The 20,011-nt window shown below is 63.1% G+C and carries 16 protein-coding genes; 8 read left to right on the top strand and 8 right to left on the bottom strand.

Translation table 11 applies throughout. The annotated features are described in order from the left end of the window. The first annotated feature begins 438 nt into the window (after positions 1-438). On the top strand, positions 439-711 hold the full coding sequence (locus I6F17_RS29460; protein WP_225132262.1) for a hypothetical protein: 273 nt from the start codon (positions 439-441) through the stop codon (positions 709-711). 153 nt (positions 712-864) lie between these two features. Here I6F17_RS29460 and I6F17_RS29455 read toward each other — a convergent pair whose 3' ends face one another. Continuing rightward, complete coding sequence (locus I6F17_RS29455; RefSeq protein ID WP_036013668.1) at positions 865-1,656, bottom strand: Crp/Fnr family transcriptional regulator; 792 nt, start codon at positions 1,654-1,656, stop codon at positions 865-867. Positions 1,657-2,307: 651 nt separating this feature from the next. Between I6F17_RS29455 and I6F17_RS29450 the strand changes: the two genes are divergently transcribed. Further along, positions 2,308-5,868 carry a response regulator transcription factor gene (locus tag I6F17_RS29450; protein ID WP_225190457.1) on the top strand — a complete coding sequence of 1,187 codons (3,561 nt, stop codon included), beginning with the start codon at positions 2,308-2,310 and terminating at the stop codon, positions 5,866-5,868. A gap of 363 nt (positions 5,869-6,231) precedes the next feature. After that, positions 6,232-6,840, top strand: coding sequence for a cysteine hydrolase (locus tag I6F17_RS29445; protein ID WP_225130097.1), 609 nt, complete (start codon positions 6,232-6,234; stop codon positions 6,838-6,840). A gap of 44 nt (positions 6,841-6,884) precedes the next feature. Here the strand turns inward: I6F17_RS29445 and I6F17_RS29440 are convergent, their stop codons facing one another. The 6 genes from I6F17_RS29440 to I6F17_RS29415 form a co-directional block, all read right to left on the bottom strand. Next, complete coding sequence (locus tag I6F17_RS29440; protein WP_036045795.1) at positions 6,885-7,667, bottom strand: Crp/Fnr family transcriptional regulator; 783 nt, start codon at positions 7,665-7,667, stop codon at positions 6,885-6,887. A 128-nt stretch (positions 7,668-7,795) separates the two neighbouring features. Further along, on the bottom strand, positions 7,796-8,950 hold the full coding sequence (locus I6F17_RS29435) for a DUF305 domain-containing protein (RefSeq protein ID WP_225130095.1): 1,155 nt from the start codon (positions 8,948-8,950) through the stop codon (positions 7,796-7,798). Next, the gene (locus I6F17_RS29430; RefSeq protein ID WP_027575113.1) at positions 8,947-9,126 is read right to left on the bottom strand and encodes a hypothetical protein; all 180 of its coding nucleotides are present in this window, start codon (positions 9,124-9,126) and stop codon (positions 8,947-8,949) included. Before I6F17_RS29430 ends, I6F17_RS29435 begins: the two co-directional genes overlap by 4 nt. A 162-nt stretch (positions 9,127-9,288) precedes the next feature. After that, positions 9,289-10,893, bottom strand: coding sequence for an alpha-amylase family glycosyl hydrolase (locus I6F17_RS29425; protein WP_225130093.1), 1,605 nt, complete (start codon positions 10,891-10,893; stop codon positions 9,289-9,291). Further along, a complete protein-coding gene (locus I6F17_RS29420) occupies positions 10,874-11,443 on the bottom strand; it encodes a hypothetical protein (RefSeq protein ID WP_225130091.1) in 570 nt (189 codons plus the stop codon). Before I6F17_RS29420 ends, I6F17_RS29425 begins: the two co-directional genes overlap by 20 nt. An 11-nt stretch (positions 11,444-11,454) precedes the next feature. Further along, positions 11,455-12,630, bottom strand: coding sequence for a zinc-dependent alcohol dehydrogenase (locus I6F17_RS29415; protein ID WP_225125034.1), 1,176 nt, complete (start codon positions 12,628-12,630; stop codon positions 11,455-11,457). Between the two features lie 166 nt (positions 12,631-12,796). Here I6F17_RS29415 and I6F17_RS29410 point away from each other — a divergent pair, with 166 nt between their 5' ends. Further along, on the top strand, positions 12,797-13,579 hold the full coding sequence (locus tag I6F17_RS29410; protein WP_225130088.1) for an SDR family NAD(P)-dependent oxidoreductase: 783 nt from the start codon (positions 12,797-12,799) through the stop codon (positions 13,577-13,579). Between the two features lie 372 nt (positions 13,580-13,951). On the opposite strand, the gene I6F17_RS29405 is transcribed toward I6F17_RS29410, so the two are convergent. Further along, positions 13,952-14,347, bottom strand: a complete 396-nt coding sequence (locus tag I6F17_RS29405; protein ID WP_225130086.1) for a response regulator — start codon at positions 14,345-14,347, stop codon at positions 13,952-13,954. A gap of 87 nt (positions 14,348-14,434) precedes the next feature. On the opposite strand from I6F17_RS29405, the gene I6F17_RS29400 reads away from it, so the two are divergent. The 4 genes from I6F17_RS29400 (at position 14,435) to I6F17_RS29385 (ending at position 19,999) form a co-directional block, all read left to right on the top strand. Then, positions 14,435-15,442: a chemotaxis protein CheB gene (locus tag I6F17_RS29400; RefSeq protein ID WP_225130084.1), complete on the top strand. Its 1,008-nt coding sequence runs from the start codon at positions 14,435-14,437 to the stop codon at positions 15,440-15,442. Between the two features lie 10 nt (positions 15,443-15,452). Then, positions 15,453-15,719: a hypothetical protein gene (locus tag I6F17_RS29395; RefSeq protein WP_225130082.1), complete on the top strand. Its 267-nt coding sequence runs from the start codon at positions 15,453-15,455 to the stop codon at positions 15,717-15,719. A gap of 351 nt (positions 15,720-16,070) precedes the next feature. After that, on the top strand, positions 16,071-19,241 hold the full coding sequence (locus tag I6F17_RS29390) for a CheR family methyltransferase (protein WP_225130079.1): 3,171 nt from the start codon (positions 16,071-16,073) through the stop codon (positions 19,239-19,241). Continuing rightward, positions 19,241-19,999 carry a Crp/Fnr family transcriptional regulator gene (locus tag I6F17_RS29385; RefSeq protein ID WP_225130078.1) on the top strand — a complete coding sequence of 253 codons (759 nt, stop codon included), beginning with the start codon at positions 19,241-19,243 and terminating at the stop codon, positions 19,997-19,999. Before I6F17_RS29390 ends, I6F17_RS29385 begins: the two co-directional genes overlap by 1 nt. Positions 20,000-20,011: the final 12 nt, after the last annotated feature.

The following is a 20,011-nucleotide window of genomic DNA, read 5'->3' as shown; positions in this document are numbered from 1 at the left end:
TCTCGCGCCGGAGGAGGGGCAGCCGGGGGGGGATCCGGCGGTAGCGGCGGGTCTGGCGGTGGCGGAGGCAGTGCGAAAGGGCCTTTCGCAACCGGCGGCAGCTCTGGAATTCCAAACGCAAATGGTGGGCTCGATTGCGCAGAAGAAGACGAGGAAAAGCGCAAGGCCGAGTGTCCGGGAGCTAACACCAGGATTTCGAGTGCAGCCGAATCCAGCCGATAGCAGTCTTCTCGGCCCATGCGTGAGCCTGCGGCGCCGTACGGTTTGGCAGGGCTGGACCTTTCTTAAACGTCCGGCCGAGTCATCCCTTGTTGCACCGCTGCAGCGCGATTTGCGGTGCAAACACTGCCAAATGTTCGTACGATTGTGTGAATTGCATACTTTTCCTGACCTTAGAAGTAGGCGACTTCTCCTCAAGACCTCGATCAGGAGCGTGTCATGAATATCCGCGTTCGAGCGGAGGGTCCTGCGGCGCTGCTTCGAGAACGTCTCGAGGCGCTGGTCGCAGAGCTTGCGGAACTTGAAAAGCTCAGAGAGCGGGTAGGTCGGGAGGAGAATCTTCAGCGCAAGCTGCGCAAGGCGGGCGGCGCCAATAACCCAGCTCGGACCGCGGGTGGGCCTTCCGGCTTCGCACAGGCAAAGCTCATGCCGATACCGCTTATTCGCAAGAAGTCGGGCTGTTGTGACGAGCGTCCCAAGGCGAATGGATAACAGGAATTGTCGTCCATTGTTCGCTTCGGCCGGGAGCCGGCCGCAAAATCGAAAAAATGCCGCGCAGGATCGGGCGTTTGCAGCGACCGAGCCTCGCGCGGTTTGCCGAATGGCGCGGGCACATGCGGGGTGGTTCGCGAAAACGAACTGGTTCTAAGAGCCTGTCCCGGCTATTCGGCCGCCAGGCGAGCGGGAGGCGCTCCGCGCTGGAGGCCTATGAACGAGCCCGACCGTGCTCTGCGAGACGATCCGATCGATTCTGCGGCTCATGACCTTGTAGCATTCGCATGCCATGGCTTCGAGCCGCGGCCGATCGATTTCAAGCTGGCCACGTCGATTGGATCTTAGTGCTCTTGATGTCCGCATTGTGCTCACGACATGTGTGACGGTGGTGCGGCGGACGCCCAGCAATTCCGACAACGTTTCTTGGGTCAGCGGGAGGAGATCGCTGCCATTTGCCCGATCGTGAATGTGAAGCAGCCAGCGCGCCAAGCGGGCTTCGACAGAATGTAATGCATTGCAGGCAGCCACGTGCTGGAGTTGCGTCAGCAACGATCTCGTGAACACTTGCACCATCGCTGCGACGGCGGGGCTGCAATGTTGCGCTGTCAGGAATTGCGCAGGCGAGATCTGCAGCGCGGTCCCGGCGATGCGAGCAACGGCCGTCACGGGCGAGTGGGATGCGCCAAGCGCTGACGTCAGACCCACAGCCCCTTCATGACCCACTATCGTCGTGGCGACCGTCTGCCCGTTCGGCAGCTCCATGATAGTGGCTATCGCGCCGCTCAGGGGGAAGAGAAGATGTTCGATCCGATCGCCTGATCGGACGAGCACCGTATCGCGCTCGATGACGATCTTCCGCAGATGAGGTGCAAGCAAAGCAAAATCCGCCGGCGGCAACGCTGCTAACAACCGATTACCAACCCTGGTCGCGTGGTCCATCATGGGATCAACCCCCGACGGATGTTCGGCGCGAGAACTCATGCCGGCTCGTCGAGCTGCTGTCCGGCGTGCAGCTCAACAGCAGTCAACTGGCAACCACAGATATGGTTCCTGCGATGAAGGCTAGCATGCGCTGGTCTGCCAATCGCAGGAACGGCTTGCGCCCGCGACTCCAGCTTGCGCTTATACGGACCTGTCGCGGACCTGCAATTGATGTCGTCGACTCGCCGATGGCAGCCTGCGCTGCGGCTGAACAGCGTCCCAGCCAACGATCATTCTCCGAACAGCTGATCGGCCTTGAGTTGTGAAGCGCGCCAGGCGCGGATCGCGAGCGCGCTCTGAAAGTCTCGTCTCAGGGGCGGACAATTTCCAAGATGGCGTTCTGGCCGCCGGGACCAATAGCGTTGGAATGACGGCCGTGAGCCGTTTGTGTGCCCCACTCGAAGCCCACCCAACGGCTTGGCGTCGCCGTACTGTTCGGCAAAAGGATAGGATTTACGGCAAATGGGCACATTTGCACGTCAAATTCGCGATTTTAGATATGGTTAAACCGGATTAAATCTCTTTCTTTATTCTATTCGTTGTATTTTAATGACCTCACTCGGTCTCGGCTATATGCCGAAGGACATAGACGGCCGGGTCGAGGCAGGGTCCATGTTAGACACGTCTGCGAAAGAGCGGATATTCAAGCCCATCCGGCTTGTGATCGTCGATCGACAGCCGATCGTTCTACGGGGGCTTGAGTCGGTACTCGGGGCACAGCCGGACTTCGACGTCATCGCGTCGTGCAGCGACGGGACAAGCTGCATCCAAGCGATGCGGAATTTGACACCCGACGTTGCACTTCTTGCTGACACCCTGCCAGATTTGACGGCATCCGAGATCCTCGCCATTGCGAAAGCTGATCGGCTGCCCACGCGCCTGGTGTTCTTTACAGATTCCGACACGGACCACGATCTAACCTTGGCCATCGCTGCTGGCGCGTGTGATGCAATCGCGAAGTATGTCGCACCGGACGCTGTGCTGCGATCGCTGCGACTGATGACGAAGCGTAACTTTTTGGAGCGGTCCGATCTCTCGCCAACCGTAGAGAAAACCGACAGCAGCAAAATCGACAACCTGCTGGAGCTATTGACGCCGCGCGAACGTCAAATTGTACGACTGGTGTCACAAGGAATGTCGAACAAGGAGATCGCGCACCAGCTAAACGTTTCCGATGGAACCGTTAAAGTACACCTGCACAACATATTTCAGAAGCTTGAAATAACCAACAGGACGGTGCTCGCCACCCTCGCATTGCTACAACGCCCGTCCGGGTTCGGAATGCTCTCGCTGGCTCTCCTGGCGGTCGCCATTGCGGACGAACTCAAGGCGTCGGAGGCAAACGACATGCTTCCGCATGACGACAGCACCGGCCCCGCGGTGGAGTATGCCGAATATGAGCTCTGGAAGCGAGCTATCCTCCGTTACGCCATCGCCGCGGACGCCGACGAAAAGCCGTCGCTCACTCAGAGAGGCGTTTTTGTCGGGGCGAGCCAAATCTCGACCGCGGCTTCGGCAATGGAAGCGCCTCGCACCGCTGAGCAATCCGCAGGCTCGAAATCGTGGAAGGACTACAGTTCTGTTGGTTCAAGCACGCCCGGTTTGGCCACACCTTCCCTGCGAGGAATGAACGACGCGAAGATTGGAGGTGACTCCACCGCGGAACATCTATTCTCGCGGCTGACATCCAATCCGACGTTGATTCACGGAGGGTATGGTACTTTCGCCACCCTCACCGGTGCGTTGATCTACACACTCAGCGATCCCCATTTGGCACTGCTGTCGCATGACCCGGCCAAAGCGCCGCTCGACAGCTTCGTGGACGTTACCGGATACAATGCGGCCCCCAGACTTGCTGCGAGCACCAATACCGACGATCATCATGTAGACGATTCAGTCCCGGGTTTCCTTGCGCAGGCTTCTCGCCTGCCTTCCGCGTTTGTGGCCGCTGAAAACGAAAGCGCCGCCGGAGAAGGCACTCGGGGCCACTTGAGTGATGGTACCGTAGGGGAGACTCTCCAAAAACTTGCCGGCCTCGTGCACTTCGGTCACGATGCCGGCAGTAGCGGATATAGTCACGATCAGCTGATGGGCGGCAACGTCGCTGAAAACGTTGTTCATCGCGACCCGACCGATTCCAGTTCTACCTCTTCCGGCTCTGTCTTCAACTTCGCGTCTGGGCCAAGCAGGATCAATCTTGCGGCCTTCGGAGCCCTTGCCAGGCTTCATATGACAGCAGCAAGCAAGTCCATACCGCCACACACCGTCGCTTGGATCTTCAACTCCGCAACCAATGAAACGATCGTCTATGTGAATGCGACCGATCGTGTTCTGGAGATCGGAGATCGCGACCTGTTGGAAATCCATCTGCAGGGGATTGTATCCATCGCAGAATCGGATTTCGTCGGCCAGCCGACGAGCGCGGCTGCCGCTCTCACCTTGGAGCAGCTCGAAGACGCGCTGACATCCGTGATTGCAATCGAAGCTATTCTGAGTACCGACAGTGCCCATGCAAGTATCGGGACGAGAGAGAGCACATTCGGGACCGCTGGAGTTTGGGACAGTCTGGCTGATGCCGGCTTGAGGACTGAATTCGCGCCGGTCCGCACAACGGAAGAGAGCGTGGATGGGACCGAGGGGTCGGCTCGCATATCACCGATCGTGCTTGCTCATGCTGCAGCGGTAACGGAAGTTGAAAGTCTTACATTGAAGAGTCAGCGGAACGATGCAGGTACCGGCCCCAGCATCGCAGCGGCCGGTAGTAACTCACAGCATGTTCTGGAGCCATGGCCTGCAAAGGAAACAGGTGCGGAGCAGACAGAAGGTGGCTTCATACCTGGGAGTGATGTCGGTGATGAGAACGAGCATCAATCCCCGGCTTCGGACCCTTCGGGAAGGTCAGGGAAGACGGCAGAAACAGGCAGCGCGGAACATGGCAAGCCGGTGCATTCAACCTCTAAAAACGCACCGGAAGCAGCCGATTTTGGTGCATCGAGCCTCGTGACAGCGCACAGGGACGACCGCGAAGGGGCGCAGCACGCTCCCGAGCAAATGTCTGCAATGGCCGGCGCCAGAGATACGGCCGACGTGAAGTCCATACCGGGCAATCGCGCTGGCAAGGACAACGCGCATGATTCACCGGCTTCGGACCGTTCGTCAGGGTCAGCGAGAACAGCCGAACAAGGCGGCCTGGACGACAGCAACTCGCACGCGTCGGAGCGAGGGTCGGCAAAGGCGGCCACGGAGACGGCCGAAGTGAAGTCCATGCCGGGCAATCGCGCCGGCAAGGACAACGCGCATGATCCACTGGCTTCGGACGATTGGTCAGGGCCAGCAAAAGCGGCCGAACCAGGCGGTCTGGACCACAGCAACTCGCGCGCGTCGGAGCGAGGGTCGGCAACGGCGGCCACCGAGACGGCCGAAGCAAAGGCCATACCGGGCAATGGCCTCGGCAATGACAATGAGCATCATTCCTGGACTCCAGCCTATACGCGCGAGTCAGCGAAGATGGCAGAGCCCAGCGGCGTGGAGCAGAGTAACAAATGGGAGCACTCGACCTCTGCTCACGGCCCGAAGGCTGACGAAAGTGTTGCAACGGCGGAGCCGGAGCCTGTAAAGGCGACAACCACCGAGTTGGCTGAAACTGTCTTCATGTCCGAGAAGAGTGTCGGTGAGGGCGACAATCATCGTGCATCGAACGCAAGCGCGTCGGCAGCAGTGGCCACGGCAAAACTGGCTGACCTGCAGCATAGCAATTCAGGATACAATTCACACTCGGCCTCCGCAAAGGCATCAGCAGCAGCCGAGATCGCCGAATCGAGCGCCACAAAAGGCGATAGTGCAGGGAACGGAAACTCGCAGCACGCTACGCAACCTGCTGCAATCGCATCGGTGGCCGCACAGCCGGCTAAAGCTGCGTTCGAGACCGGCGGCGCCGATCAAGATCGGGTGTTCCGCTTCGACAGCGACGCAACTCCTTTCACTCCCATCGTCAGGTTTGAACCTAGAGAGGTCCACATTCCGCTCGATCCACGCGCAAAGCCCGATCAGGCGGCCACCCTCGATATCCTCGTCAAAATCCTACCCAACGCACTGGACGATCCCGCGGCCAACCATGGCAATAACGGACCCCATCACGCCCCTGTAGCTGCGCATCATGACCTGCTGATTTGAAATGTTACATTGTCTCGCGAGCAGGACGCAGGGCCGATGTTGAACAGCCTGCTCCGTATACTGGTCGGTTGATATGCGGCCTAGATCCTTGAGTGGCCGGCCGTGGGATCAACCGTGCCGTGGACAGCACGATCTCTCGAAAAACGCCACCCGACAAGACGCGCCTTGGGTGGCCTTCCTGAAAGATACTCTTAGACTTGAAATGCTCCTTATGCATTGATAATCCTCGATAACTCATTGAAATCGCAGAAAATGCGACCGCCCTCCGAGCGCACCACCTCGCGCTGCACGCCGCGATTCGGAACCAAAGCCCTCGCCTCGCATTCGCAACTGGTCGCCGAATGCGCTTGAAGGTGGAGGACGATGAGGGACGCTATGTCCGATGTTGCCGAGATCCGCGGCGCCGTTCACCTGTGCATCGACATGCAGAACATTTTCGCCCCCGACGGCCTTTGGGCGACGCCCTGGATGGAACGGGTGCTGCCGACGGTCGTCTCGGTCGTTGCGCGCCACGCAGAGAGAACAATCTTCACGCGCTTCATCACTCCGCAGGATCCGGAGGATCGCCCGGGGCAGTGGCAGAGTTATTTCCGCCGCTGGCGCCAGGCCACGCGCAGGCATCTGCCGTCATCGGCTCTGGAGCTCGTGCCGGCCTTGGCACGTTTCGTTCCGCCGGCGGCAATGATCGACAAGCCGGCCTATTCCGCGTTCAGCAATCCCGGTCTTGCGAGCCTGCTGGTCGAGAAGAACGTCGGCACCGTCGTGATATCGGGCGCGGAGACGGACGTCTGCGTGCTCTCGACGGTCCTGAGCGCCGTCGATCTCGGCTTCAGGATCGTCCTTGTCGAGGACGCGCTGTGCAGCTCGTCCGACGTCGGCCACGACGCGCTCATGACGATGTACCGCACCCGCTTCCACGGCCAGGTCGACCTGATGACAGCGGAAGAGCTGGCCGAGGTCTGGCGGGAGTAGGGTCCGACGTCATTGAGCCGCGCAAGGTCCTCCCACGAGGCGGATCAAGCGACCGCGATGTCGGCCGCCACCGGTCTCGCATGCGGCGGCCGAGCATCGTCCGCGCCGGACCGCATGCTCAGGTAGGTTGGGTCGAAGCCGGCGAGCCGGACCAGGCCCGGCCAGTCCGTGATGGACAAGGTCTTACCCTGCCATTGCAGCAGATGGCAGCGGCGCAGCTCCTGGATGGTGCGGTTGGCATGGACCGGGGAGATGCTGCAGGCTGCGGCGAGGTCGGACTGGGTGAAGGGCGAGGACAACCTGAAATCCCGGGCAAGCCCGACAGTTTGCAGCCGCACCGTGATCTCGCAGAGCAGGTGCGCCACGCGTGTCAAGGCGTCCCGGCTGCCGAGGTTCACCGTCCAGTTGCGCTGGATCGCGTGATCGGCAAGCAGCATCAACAGCAAGGCGTGCGACATTGCCGGAGATCGCACCGCGAGCTCGCGAAAGAAGCGGTGCGGCACGAGCGCGACGATTGCGGAGCCGAGCGCGGTCAGGTTGCCCTCGATGCGCGGCCGATACAGGCTTTGCAGGTTGGCGATGTCGCCGGGCACGCAGATCGCGGTGATCTGGCCATCTGCGCTTTCGTCATTCTGCCAGGACAGATATCCCTGGAGCACCAGGCAGCATTGCGTTGCCTCATCGCCGTGCCGCAGGATGGTCTGATGCGCGCCGAAATGCGCGATGCTGCTCGGCATGTCCGCAAGCAGATCGAGATGTTCCGGGGTCAGTTCGACGAGGCTCGTCAGGCGGTCGGCCAGCCTCGAGAAAGCAAATCCTGCCTGCATTTGATCTCCGACGGCCCCCGTCGGCCCAAGTGTGGCCGATAATGACGGCGGAAAGCATTAACGTTTGATAGGTTCGTCTGGAGTATCGGCGAGGCAGCAGGCCGCTTGCCGATACAAGATCCTCACGTTCAATTGACGTTGTCGCCGAGCATGTTGCGGACGCCTGTGGTCACGGCGGCGAGGCCGCGCGTGCCGTGCATCAGCGCGATCTCGCCCTGCTGCTCGTGGCGGATGGCATGCGCCATGATGCGCAGACGAGGGTCGCCGCGGCTGTGCCACATCTGGTCGGCCATCCTGACCGCACCGCGGTGATGCCGGCTCATCGCCTCGACGAACAGCGTGTCGAACTGGTCCGGCGGCGCGGTCTTGACCTGGCGCATCTCGGCCGGCGTCAGGAAGCCCGGCATCGCCGCCCGCTCCTCGGTGCTGCAATCGGGCATCTCCGTGTCGAACCAGCTCAGCCACCAATTCTCGAATATGCGGTTCTCTCCGGTCTGGCTCGCGACCATCAGCATTGCGAGCTTGCGCAGATGCGGATCCTGCGCGCGCTCGGCAGCCGTCCGCGCCAGCTCGATGCCCTGGGCATGATGCGTTGTCATGTGACGGATGTAGGCCTGGTCTTGATCCCTGTCGCGGCCCATCCACGGCGGCTCGTAACCATGACCGCCGAACAATGCGACCGCCCCAAGTAGCGCAATCACGGCCAGCGCGCCGGTGATCCACATATTCGTGAACCGCACGTCGCTGTCAGGCGCAGTCCCGCGCCTCCAGCGCAGGCGCGCGAACAGGGGATACATCACGGCGGAGGAGCCATGCACCAGCAGCCCGATCCAGTAGGGTTGTTGCAGCGTGAACAGCGGCTGCCAGAATGGAAACAGCGGCACCAGCACGAACCATTCCATGCCTGAAGAGAACGCGGCCCAGGGCAGCGCCAGCAGCAGGATCGTCATCGGCCGCAAGTCGGCCGTCCAGCGTCCGAGCACGCCGAAGAAAACCAATGCCCAGGAAAAATCGGCCCATTGGTGAAAGGCGATCCCGGCCAGGATCGCGCTCCAGGATGGCTCGGAGCTGATCGCCCAGTCGCGCGCAGGAATCGCGGCAACCGTCATCCAATCGACCGCCGCATCGCGGCCGATTCGGGCAGCGAAGAGCTGGCTGACGATTGTCGAAAACGTGCTGCTGATCAGGCCGAGTGCGGCCGCGGCAATCCAGCGCGAACGCCGCCGCTCGTCGGTGGTGCGCCGCGCCCCACTCGTGAGTGCTGGTCGCGGCTCCGCGTTCACGTCAGCTGCTTGAGCTTCTTCAGCGGATTGAGTTCGCTCGGCTTGTCCTGTTCGTCGCGCCCGCGCTCGGCCTGCGCCTTGCCGTCATCGTGCAGATCCTGGTCGCCGATGATCTCGCCGACGGCCTGCTTGGTCTTGCCGGCGATCCGCTGCTGCAGACCTTTGGTCTTGCCCATGAGCTGCCTCCGATATGTCCTGCCGTGGCTCACGCCGCTACCCCGGCGCCTAAAGGGGGCGTGGGCGCCGGGGCTGCGGTCTTGCAAATCGCCTCCGGCGGCGGGGGGAGACGCCGGAAGCGTTGATCAGACTCTTCGCGACGCGGATGGTTCCTCCTGATATCACCGAGGCTCGAGTGCGATGATCACGCCTTCGTTGCCCCGGAGCAGGATGGACGCATCCGGCACCGGCTCGGGCGGCCGATCCAGATGCGTCGACATCAAGAGACGGCCGCGACCTTGCCAGTGGAATTTCCGCGGTTCGGCCGCGAGATTGAGCGCGACCAGAATTTCGTTGCGGCCTTCCGTCCGTTTGAAGGCCAGGACATCGTTCTGCGAGCGCAGCGGCTCGTAGCCGCCCCGTTGCAGGCCGGCATGCTCGCGCCGCAGCGCCATCAGCGCGCGAAACAGAGCGAGGATCGAGCGCTCGTCGCGCTGCTGTGCGGCGACATTGGCTGCACCATCGGGCGGCTCGAGCGGTAGCCATGGGCGGCCCGTCGTGAAGCCGCCATCGGGGCTGTCATCCCACCGCATCGGTGCGCGTTCGGGATCGCGGCACAGGCCATAGCCGGGCACGAGCTTCTCGAAGGGATCGCGGACGCGGCCCTGCGGAATCGGCACGCGCTTGCGGCCGATCTCGTCGCCCATGAAGAAGAACGGCGTTCCCCGCAGCGTCATCAGCAGCATCGCCAGCACGCGCATCTGCGCCTCGCCGATCTTGCTCGCGATCCGCTGCTTGTCGTGGCCGCCGATGACCCAGACCGGCCAGGCACCGTCAGGGATGGCGTTGAGATAGGCGTCGACCGTGGCCTGCAGCGAGAGGGCGTCCCATTTTGAATCGAGCAGGGCGAAATTGAGCGGCAGATGCAGGCGCGGCCGGTCGTTGCCGTAGAAGTGGCCGATGCGGTCGGTCTTGCCCTGGACCTCGCCGCACAACATCCGTCCGGGATAGGCGTCGATCACCTCGCGGATGAACTCGATGCAATCCATCGTCTCGGGCCGATCGTCGGTGAACACCGTCGTGTGCCGCTGCGGCGGCGGCTTGCCCTCGGCTTGCGGATTCGCCGGATTGTCGCGCAACAGCCGGTCCTTGATCAGGACCGCACTGGCGTCGACGCGAAAGCCGTCGACGCCGCGGTCGAGCCAGAACCGCATGGCATCGGCGATGGCGGCCCTCACGTCCGGGTTGCGCCAGTTGAGGTCGGGCTGCTCCACCAGAAAGGAATGATAGTAATATTGTCGGCGCGCCTCGCACCATTCCCAGCCGCTGCCGCCGAACCGGCTCAGCCAGTTGTTGGGCGGCCCGCCGTTCTCGGCAGGATCGGCCCAGATGTACCAGTCGGCTTTCGCGCTGTTGCGCGAGCTTGCGCTCTCGACGAACCAAGCGTGATCGTTCGCGGTGTGATTGGGAACGAGGTCGAGGACGAGCCGGATGCCCGCACCGTGCAGCGCCTCGAGCAGGCGATCGAATTCCTCGAGGCTGCCGAAGGAGGGATCGATCGAACAATAGTCGGAGATGTCGTAGCCGAGGTCGCGGAAGGGGCTTTTGTAGATCGGCGTCAGCCACACCGCATCGACGCCGAGCCATTTCAAATAGTCGATGCGCGACATCAATCCGGCAAGGTCGCCCTTGCCGTCGCCGTTCGAGTCCTGAAAGGAGATCAGCGCGATCTCGTAGACGACGGCGGATTCCCACCACGCAGCTTCGTCACGGGACTCGTCGCTCATCACCTTGCTTCACCTCGTTTTGCCCAGCGTGCGTTGCGATCTGTCTCGCGGCAGTGCGGACGCTCTCGATGCCCTTGGGAAATCCGCTGCGGTTCGGATAGAGCTTGCGCCGTGCATCGCGCGGCGGGCGGCGTGGCCTGGTGTCCTGCGCGGCGCGGTAGTCGAGCACGGCGATGCCGCCGACCATCAGCAATGCGAGCGCGACATTGCCCTTCTTGGGATTGTCCGCCGTCAGCCCGGACAGCAGCGCGGCGGCATCGAGGCCGTCGCCGCCGACGCGAGCCCACAGGCCGGCGTTTTTCTCGACCGACAGCGTCATGATCCCGGCCATGATTTCGCGCACGCCGAAGGCGCGGACGAGGGTCTCATGGCCTTCCATGCCCAGCGTGTGCGTGACGCGCCTCGGCGCGAACAATTCGACGACGCCGAGGCCGATGCTGAACCAGCCGAGTGCGCGCGCGAGCTGGTCCGCCGGCTGCTTCAGGCTCGGTCCGCCCTCGACGATCTTGGGGTCGCCCTTGGTGCGAACGATGTTGGAGAAGTGAAACATGGCTGGCTCCTTCAGGGCTTCAGTACGACCTTGACGCAGGAATCGCGCTTGTCGCGAAACACCTGGTACATCTCCGGCCCCTGGGCGAGCGGGACGGTGTGGGTGATGACGAAGGACGGGTCGATCTCGCCCTCTTCGATGCGGCGGAGCAGGTCGTCGGTCCAGCGGTTGACGTGGGTCTGGCCGGTCCGCATCGTCAGGCCCTTGTTCATGAAGGCGCCCATCGGGAGCATGTCGGACAGGCCGCTGTACACGCCCGGCACCGAGATGATGCCGCCGGGGCGGCAGACATAGATCATCTCGCGCAGCACGTGGGGCCGGTCGCTCTCGGCCATCACCATCTGCTTGGCGCGGTCGAGCAGAGTGTCGGGCAGCGATGGCATCACATGAGATTCCATGCCGACGCAATCGATGCATTTTTCCGGGCCCTTGCCGTCGGTCAGCTCCTGGAGCCGCTCCACCACGCTCTCGGTCTCGAAGTTGATCGTGGTGGCGCCGCCGGCCTCGGCCATGCTGAGCCGCTCGGGCAGGCAGTCGATCGCGATCACCTGGTTGGCGCCGAGCAGGATGGCGCTGCGGATCGCCATCTGCCCGACCGGGCCACAGCCCCAGATCGCGACCGTATCGGTCGGCTCGATGTCGCATTGCGCGGCGGCCTGCCAGCCGGTCGGGAAGATGTCGCTGAGGAACAGCAATTGCTCATCCGGGATGCCGGCCGGAACCTTGATGTGGGTGGCGTCGGCAAAGGGCACGCGGAGATATTCGGCCTGGCCGCCGGGATAGCCGCCGGTCAGATGCGTGTAGCCGAACAGGCCCGCCGTCGTGTGTCCGAACACCTTGTCGGCCAGATGACGCTTGCGGTTCGTGGTCTCGCACACCGAGAAATTGCCGCGCTTGCATTGGTCGCATTCGCCGCAAATGATCGTGAACGGCACGACGATGCGGTCGCCCTTCTTCAGTTTGCCGTCGACTCCCGAGCCGACCTCGACCACTTCGCCCATGGTCTCGTGGCCCATGATGTCGCCGGGCAGCATGCCCGGGATGAAATTGTGAAAGAGGTGCAGGTCGGAGCCGCAGATGGCGCAGCTCGTCACCTTGATGATGGCATCGCGCGGATCCTGGATCTCCGGGTCGGTGACGGTGTCGCACCGGATGTCCTCCTTGCCGTGCCAGACCAGCGCCTTCATCGTCCGTCCTCCCGGTTGAGCCACGTGCCATCTAAGTCCAGGCACGAACGATGGTTGCTATCGCCGCGCGCAAATTCTTCGCACTGCGCAAATAGGAACGAGAGAGCAGGGCAGAGATTGAGCGTGATCACCTCATTCCAAAGGCTCAATCACAAGGGTTTGCCGCATGTCCGCCAATCAGCTCGCCGTCGTCACAGGCGCCTCAACCGGTATCGGTCTGGAACTTGCAAGGTGCTGCGCGCAGGCCGGATTCAACCTCGTGATCGCGGCCGACGAGTCCCAGATCGAACGCGTCGCCGTCGATCTGCGCCGGCTCGGCGGCAGCGTCGAGCCGGTCGAGGCCGATCTCGCTACCGACGAGGGCGTCGACAAGCTCTGCGCCGCGGTCGGCGACCGGCCGATCGATGCGCTGCTGGCCAATGCCGGAATCGGCCTCGGCAAGGCGTTCCTGGACCAGGACTTTGCCAGGGTGAAACACCTCATCGACACCAACATCACCGGCACGCTGTATCTGATCCACCGCGTCGGCAATGAGATGCTTCGCCGCAATGCCGGCCGCATCCTCATCACCGGCTCGATCGCCGGCTTCATGCCGGGCAGTTTCCAGGCCGCCTACAACGCCAGCAAGGCGTTCCTCGATTCATTCTCATTTGCGCTGCGCGAGGAGCTGCGCGACAGCGGCGTCACCGTGACCTGCCTGATGCCAGGGGCGACCGAGACCGAGTTCTTCCGCCGCGCCGACATGATGGACACCAAGGTCGGCACCGACAAGAAGGACGGCGCCTACGATGTTGCCAAGGCCGGCTTCGATGCGATGCTGCGCGGTGAGGCCGATATCGTCACCGGGCTGAAGAACAAGATCCAGACCACGGTCGCGAACGTCACGCCGAACGAGATGCTGGCCAAGCAGCACCGCAAGATGGCGGAGCCCGGTACTGCAAGGTCTTAGAGCGACGCGCGTGCAATGTGGCGGCGCGCACGAACCGTTTTGCGAAGAGAAAAGAGAAAGAAGACCCCGATTCACATAGCATAATGCGCCGCGGCCCTCAAACCGTCAAATTGTACGGGCTGAACCAAGAGGGGGGGCTGCTCTGGCGATGGATCGCATCGAACAGGCCTTTATCGCGACTGCCGTTACGGGTTTTCTCGTGATGATGGTTGCGATCGTCTGGATGATGATGAGCTGAAGGTGGGGAGCTTGCCGTCTTGCGCATCGCGCTACCTTACGCCGCAGTTATCCTGTGCCTGGCGGTGACCGCGTGGCTTGCTTTCGCGCATCTATTTTGATCGTCGCCCGGCTGCGAGCTTTCAACCGCTTTTGCTAGACCGGCTGTTCGGCGATGAGTCCGGTGAGCTTCCGTGCCATCGCCGCAAGATCGATCGGCTTTTCCAGGAGCGGCACGTTCTGAAATTCCGGACTGAGTGTGATCTTGTCGTATCCGGTGGTGAAAAGGAAGGGCACGTTACGCGCTCTCAGCTCGCGGGCGATCGGAAAGATCATCTCGCTGCGGATGTTCACGTCGAGCACGGCGGCGTCCAGGACGCTGCCGTCGTGCAGGATCTTGAGCGCGTCTTCGAGATCGCCGACAGGACCGGCGATCTCGGCGCCCAGCGCGCGGAATGTCTCGCCGATGTCATCGGCGAGAAAATACTCGTCCTCGACCACGAAGATGCGGCGCCCCTTGAGCTCTGCGCGCTGATGCGACGATGTCTCCATGCTGTCTCGGCCTCCCAACGCATAGGAACATAAGCCGGCGATCCGCCTTGGTGCAAACTGCAAACGATGCAATTGGAGGCGGGTTCCATGGGCAACCGCGACATCATTGTCATCGGGGGCTCGGCCGGGGCGACCGCTCCATTGAAGCAGATCCTGAGCCGTCTGCCGGCGGATCTGCCGGCCGCCGTCTTCATCGTGCTGCACATCCCGGCCCAGGGCATCGGCATCCTTTCCACGGTCGCCAGCAGTGCCGGCCCGCTCCCCGTCCGGCAGGCCGAAGACGGTATGAAGATCGAGCCCGGTCAGATCTACCTGGGTGCTCCGGACCATCATCTTCTCGTCACGGAGGACCGCATCTTCCTCGGCCGCGGCCCGCGGGAGAACATGGTGCGGCCGGCGATCGATGCGTTGTTCCGCTCGGCCGCGCTCTATCACGGGCCGCGCGTCATCGGCGTGCTCCTGAGCGGCCTGTTGTCGGACGGCGCGGCCGGCCTCAACGCCATCAAACGCTGCGGCGGGATGGCCGTGGTGCAAGACCCCGCGGACGCGATCTCGGACGAGATGCCGCGGCGCGCCATGGAGGCGACCACGGTCGATCTCTGCGTCCCCGGCGCCACCATGGGCGATGTGCTGTCCGAACTCGTCAGGGAGCAGGCCGGCGCCGCGCTGCCGATCCCGCCGGAGATCCGGCTCGAGGTCGAGATCGCGGCCGGCGAGCGGATCGGAAGCGACAATCTCGCCTCGATGGCTGACCCTGTCGCCCTGACCTGTCCAACCTGCGGCGGGGTGCTCTCGGAGGTCAAGAACGCCCGTCCGATGCGCTTCCGCTGCCAGGTCGGCCACGGTTTCACCGCCGATGCGCTCGCCAAGGAGCAGGAGGGGCGCGTCGACGAAGCCCTACGCGTGGCATTGCGGATCATCGAGGAGCGGGCGGAGCTGGTGCAGCGCATGGCCGCCGACGGCCGGCGCAGCGGCAGGGCTGCCGTCGCCGAGATGTACGAGGCTCGGGCGCTCGAATACCGCGAATATGCCGACATGATCCGGCGCGTCGTGCTAAAGTCGCTCGATCCTTCCGTAGGCAAACGGGAGGCGTGAAGGCGTCGCCATGGCCATCTCCCTTGCCGAACGCACCGCACAGCTCGACGCCGAGCAACGCCTGCTGGTGAAGGCGGAACAGGACATCGAGGAGGGCTGGAAGCGCATCCGCAATCAAGAAGATTGCGTGCGTGAACTCATGGCGAGCGGACACGACACGCGTCAGGCGGAGCGGCTGGTCAGCCTGCTCAAGCAGACCCTGGTCGAATGGGAGCGCCACCGCGTCCTGATCGAGCAGCGGGTCGAGTATCTCCGGCAAGAGGTCGCGGCTGGGTAGTTGGCGGGGGGGGGGGTCGCACGGCAGCTCTCCTGAACTCCGCGCTGAGCTCAAACATGACATCGAGCTGCCGCTCCGCGTACCGGCGCCAACGCTCGTTCTCGGCCAGCAGGCGGTGAGCGTCCGCCGTTGCGCGCTCGGCGCGCCTGATCAGAACGGCGAGTTCCTCGGAGATCGGCATCGCTGGTTCCTCCGCCGCCGGCCAAGTATGGACCTGGTGGCCGAGGCTGACAACGCTGAAGGCCTCGGGGACATTTTTGCGTTTGATCTGTTGGGATAATATTGATTTCTGCTATTTGCAGGAGCCGGGCGCCTGTTGGTCCCGGCGAGCAAACGAGAGCCACCAGAGCCATGCACGACGTCGGCGACCAGCCGGTCCAAGGAGAGCGCCAGATCAAAACTCCGCTGGTCATAGGGGTGGGCGCCTCGCCTGGTGCACTGGACAGCATCGAGCGCTTCTTTGCCAAGCTGACCGTAGGCGCCGATCAGGCCATCGTGCTGGCGCTTCAGCATCACGAGACTTACGACGAGCAGCGGATGCGCGGGATCGTGCAGGCCTCCAATGGCGGCAAGGTTGCCGATATCGGTGACGGCCACGCGATCCAAGGCGGCATGGTCTACCTGTGCCCGCCGGCGATGATCACCACGATCCAGAACAACCGCTTCGCGATCCGCAAAGCCGAGCAGGCGCCCGGCGAGCGCGCCACGATCGACAGCTTCCTGGTCTCGCTGGCGGAGGAGCGCGCCGAGCAATCGATCGGCGTCATTCTTGCCGGCACCGGCGGTGACGGCACGCTCGGCACGGCGACACTCAAGGATCACGGCGGCCTCGCCATCGCCGAAAAGCTGGCAAGCCAGGATGAGGCCGAGCATCTGCGCAACGGCAACACGCCCGCCGCCATCGCCGACTATGTGCTTCCGCCCGAGGATATCCCCGAGCACATCCAGGTCTATGCCCGTCATCTCAGGCGTCTGGAGGAGAAGCAGGGCTTCGACGAAGTGCTGGCTGCGGCCGCTAGCTCGCTGTCGCGCATCGCCGACATCCTGCGCAACAAGACCGGCAACGATTTCCACGGCTACAAGCAGAACACCTTCCTGCGCCGGGTGCAGCGGCGCATGCAGGTGGTCCGGATCGACGACATTGCCGACTATGTGGATTTCCTTCGCAACGACAAGGACGAAGCCCAGAATCTCTTCAACGACCTCTTGATCGGCGTCACCGAATTCTTCCGCGACAAGCGCGAGTTCGAGGTGCTGGAGACGCAGATCATTCCGAAGATCTTCGATGGCAAGGGAGGGGGCCAGCAGGTCCGCGTCTGGGTGCTCGGCTGCGCCACCGGCGAGGAGGCCTATTCGATCGGCATCCTCTTGCGCGAGCACATGGCGCGGATGGATTCCGTGCCGCAGGTCCAGATCTTCGCCACCGACATCGATGGACGGGCGCTCACGACCGCCCGCGTCGGCCGCTATCGCACCAATATCGAGGCGGATATGACCAGCGAGCGGCTGGCGCGCTGGTTCGTGCGCGAGGGCGATACCTATTGCGTGGTGAAGGAGCTGCGCGAGATGTGCATCTTCTCGCAGCACAACGTCATCAAGGATGCGCCGTTCTCCAAGCTCGATCTCGTCTCCTGCCGCAATCTGCTGATCTATCTCAACGCCGAGCTGCAGAACCGGGTGATTCCGCTGTTTCATTTCGCGCTGTTGCCGGAGCGCTATTTGTTCCTCGGCAATTCCGAGAACGTGACCCGGCATCCGAAGCTGTTCGCGCCGGTCGACCGCCGCGCCCGGATCTTCAAGAAGCTCGAGACGGGAACGCGGCTGCCGCCGGAATTTCCGATCACGACCGCGGCCGGCAGGGTGCCGGTCGAGGTGCCGGCGATGCGCTCGTTCGGGCCCGACGTCGGCCTCGAGCGACGCGCGCAGCGCATCGCGGAGCGCTATGCGCCGGCCTATGTCATCACCGACGAGAATTTTCAGGTCCTGCATTTCTCCGGGCGCACCGGCCGCTACATCGAGCCGACGGCGGGCGCCGCCACGCTCGACCTGCTGCAGCTCGCGCACCGCGATCTCCGGCTGGAATTGCGCACAACCCTCAGCCGCGCCGCCGACATCAACGAGCCGGTTCATGCAGAGCAGGTGCAGCTAGGCGTGAACGGTCACCGCGTCCTCGTCGACATCACCGTCGAGCCGATCCATGACGGCATCGGCGGCCACCGCAATTTCGTCGTTCTGTTCAAGGACGGCCCGCTGCGAACCATCGAATCCGACCAGAGCAATCCCAACGCGCTGGTGCGCACCGAGCACGTCGAGCGCCTCGAAAACGATCTGCGGGCCACGCGCGAGCGCCTCCAGGCGACCATCGAGGAGCTCGAAAGCACCAACGAGGAGCTGAAATCCTCAAACGAGGAATATCAATCGCTGAACGAGGAGTTGCAGTCCGCCAACGAGGAGCTCGAGACCTCGCGCGAGGAATTGCAGTCGGTCAACGAGGAGCTGACCACCGTGAACGGCGAGCTGGCACACCGCGTCCAGGAGCTGACGCGCGCCACCAGCGACCTCAAGAACTTCCTCGAGAGCACGCAGATCGCTACGGTCTTCCTCGACAACGATCTGCGCGTGATGAACTTCACGCCCGCGATCACCCAGCTCCTGCATCTGGTCGAGACCGACACCGGCCGGCCGATCAGCCATATCAAGGCCCGCATCCCGATCGAGGAGCTTTACGACGACATTCGCCGGGTGCTGCGCACGCTCGCCAGCATCGAGCGCGAGCTGAGCGCGCCGGATAGCGGCACGCGCTACATCGTGCGCATCCTGCCATATCGCAGCGTCGACAATTTCATCGCGGGTGTCGTCATTACCTTCATCGACGTCACCGCAATCACCCGCGCCGAGGAGCGGCAGCGCCTGCTGCTGGCCGAGCTCCAGCACCGGGTTCGCAACACGCTCGGCGTGGTGCGCTCGATTGCGCGCCGCTCGGCGGAAACGAGCTCAACCGTGGAGGAATACGCCTCCCATCTCGACGGCCGTTTGAATGCCTTCGCCCGCACCCAGGCGCTGGTGACGCGCGATCCCGAGGGCGGCGTCGATCTCGAATATCTCGTGGTCGAGGAACTGCTCGCCTATAATGCCAGGGAAGGCGAGCAGATGCGGGTCTCCGGCCCGAAGGTCCGCTTCCAGCCCAAGGCCGCCGAGACCTTCGCGCTCGCGATCCACGAGCTCGCGACCAATGCGCTCAAATACGGTGCCTTAAGTCAGCCGAGTGGACGTGTCGATGTGACCTGGCGCGTCGATGAGAGCACCGATCCGGCGGAGCTGGTGTTCGAGTGGCGCGAGCGCGGCGGGCCGCGCGTGACGGCAAGGCCGCGAAAGGGATTCGGAACCGAGCTTCTGGAGCGCACGCTGGCGTTCGAGCTGAAGGGGCAGACCACGATGACATTCAACCCGGCCGGGTTGCAATGCACCATCACCATCCCCCTGACCAAGCGTGCCTTCCACACACCGGTGGTGGCCGCCTGATGCCGCTGTCGACAGCCGATCGCAGCGTTTTGGAGCCGGCCATTCGTCGGCTGAGCGCGCTACGGCCGTTGTCGAACGAGGCTCGCGCGTCGCTGGAATACGCCATGCTCGAGGGTCTTCAACGTGCCGGATCCGGCGAGGATCTGATCACCGAGGGTGATCGCGTCGATGGCGTCCGAATCCTGTTGTCGGGCTGGCTCGGCCGCTACAAGACGCTGGAGGACGGCAGGCGCCAGATCGTCAATTTCATCTTCCCGGGCGAAAGCTGCGATGCGCACGCTTACCTGCTTTCGGAGATGGACCATTCGATCGTGGCGCTGACGCCCGTGGTCTATGCCGAGATCAAGCGCGCGCGATTCGAAGGTCTCCTCGCCAACAACCCCACGGTGTCGGAAGCCTTCTGGTGCGAGACGTTGCTCAACAGCGCGATCCAGCGAGAATGGGCGATCAATCTCGGCCGCCGGGTCGCGCTGGAGCGCGTGGCGCATCTGTTCTGCGAAATCGTCGAGCGGCTGCGCCCGGTGGGAATGGTCGACGGCAATTCCTGCCTCATGCCCGTGACGCAAACGGATCTCGCCGATGCCACCGGACTTTCCGTCGTTCACCTCAATCGGACGCTCCAGGAGCTGCGCGCGGCGAAGCTGATCGTGCTGCGCGAGCGGACCCTGACCATCCCGGACCTCGATGCGCTCAAGAACGCGGCGCTATATTCGCCTAGCTATCTCGGGATCTACCGGGCGACTGAAGCGGTCCGTTGACGCCGTTCCGTT

The organism is Bradyrhizobium sp. NBAIM18, from assembly GCF_020193825.1.
Lineage (GTDB): Bacteria > Pseudomonadota > Alphaproteobacteria > Rhizobiales > Xanthobacteraceae > Bradyrhizobium > Bradyrhizobium yuanmingense.
Note: the sequence above shows the minus strand (reverse complement) of the source record. Positions and strands in the feature narration are given on the sequence as shown.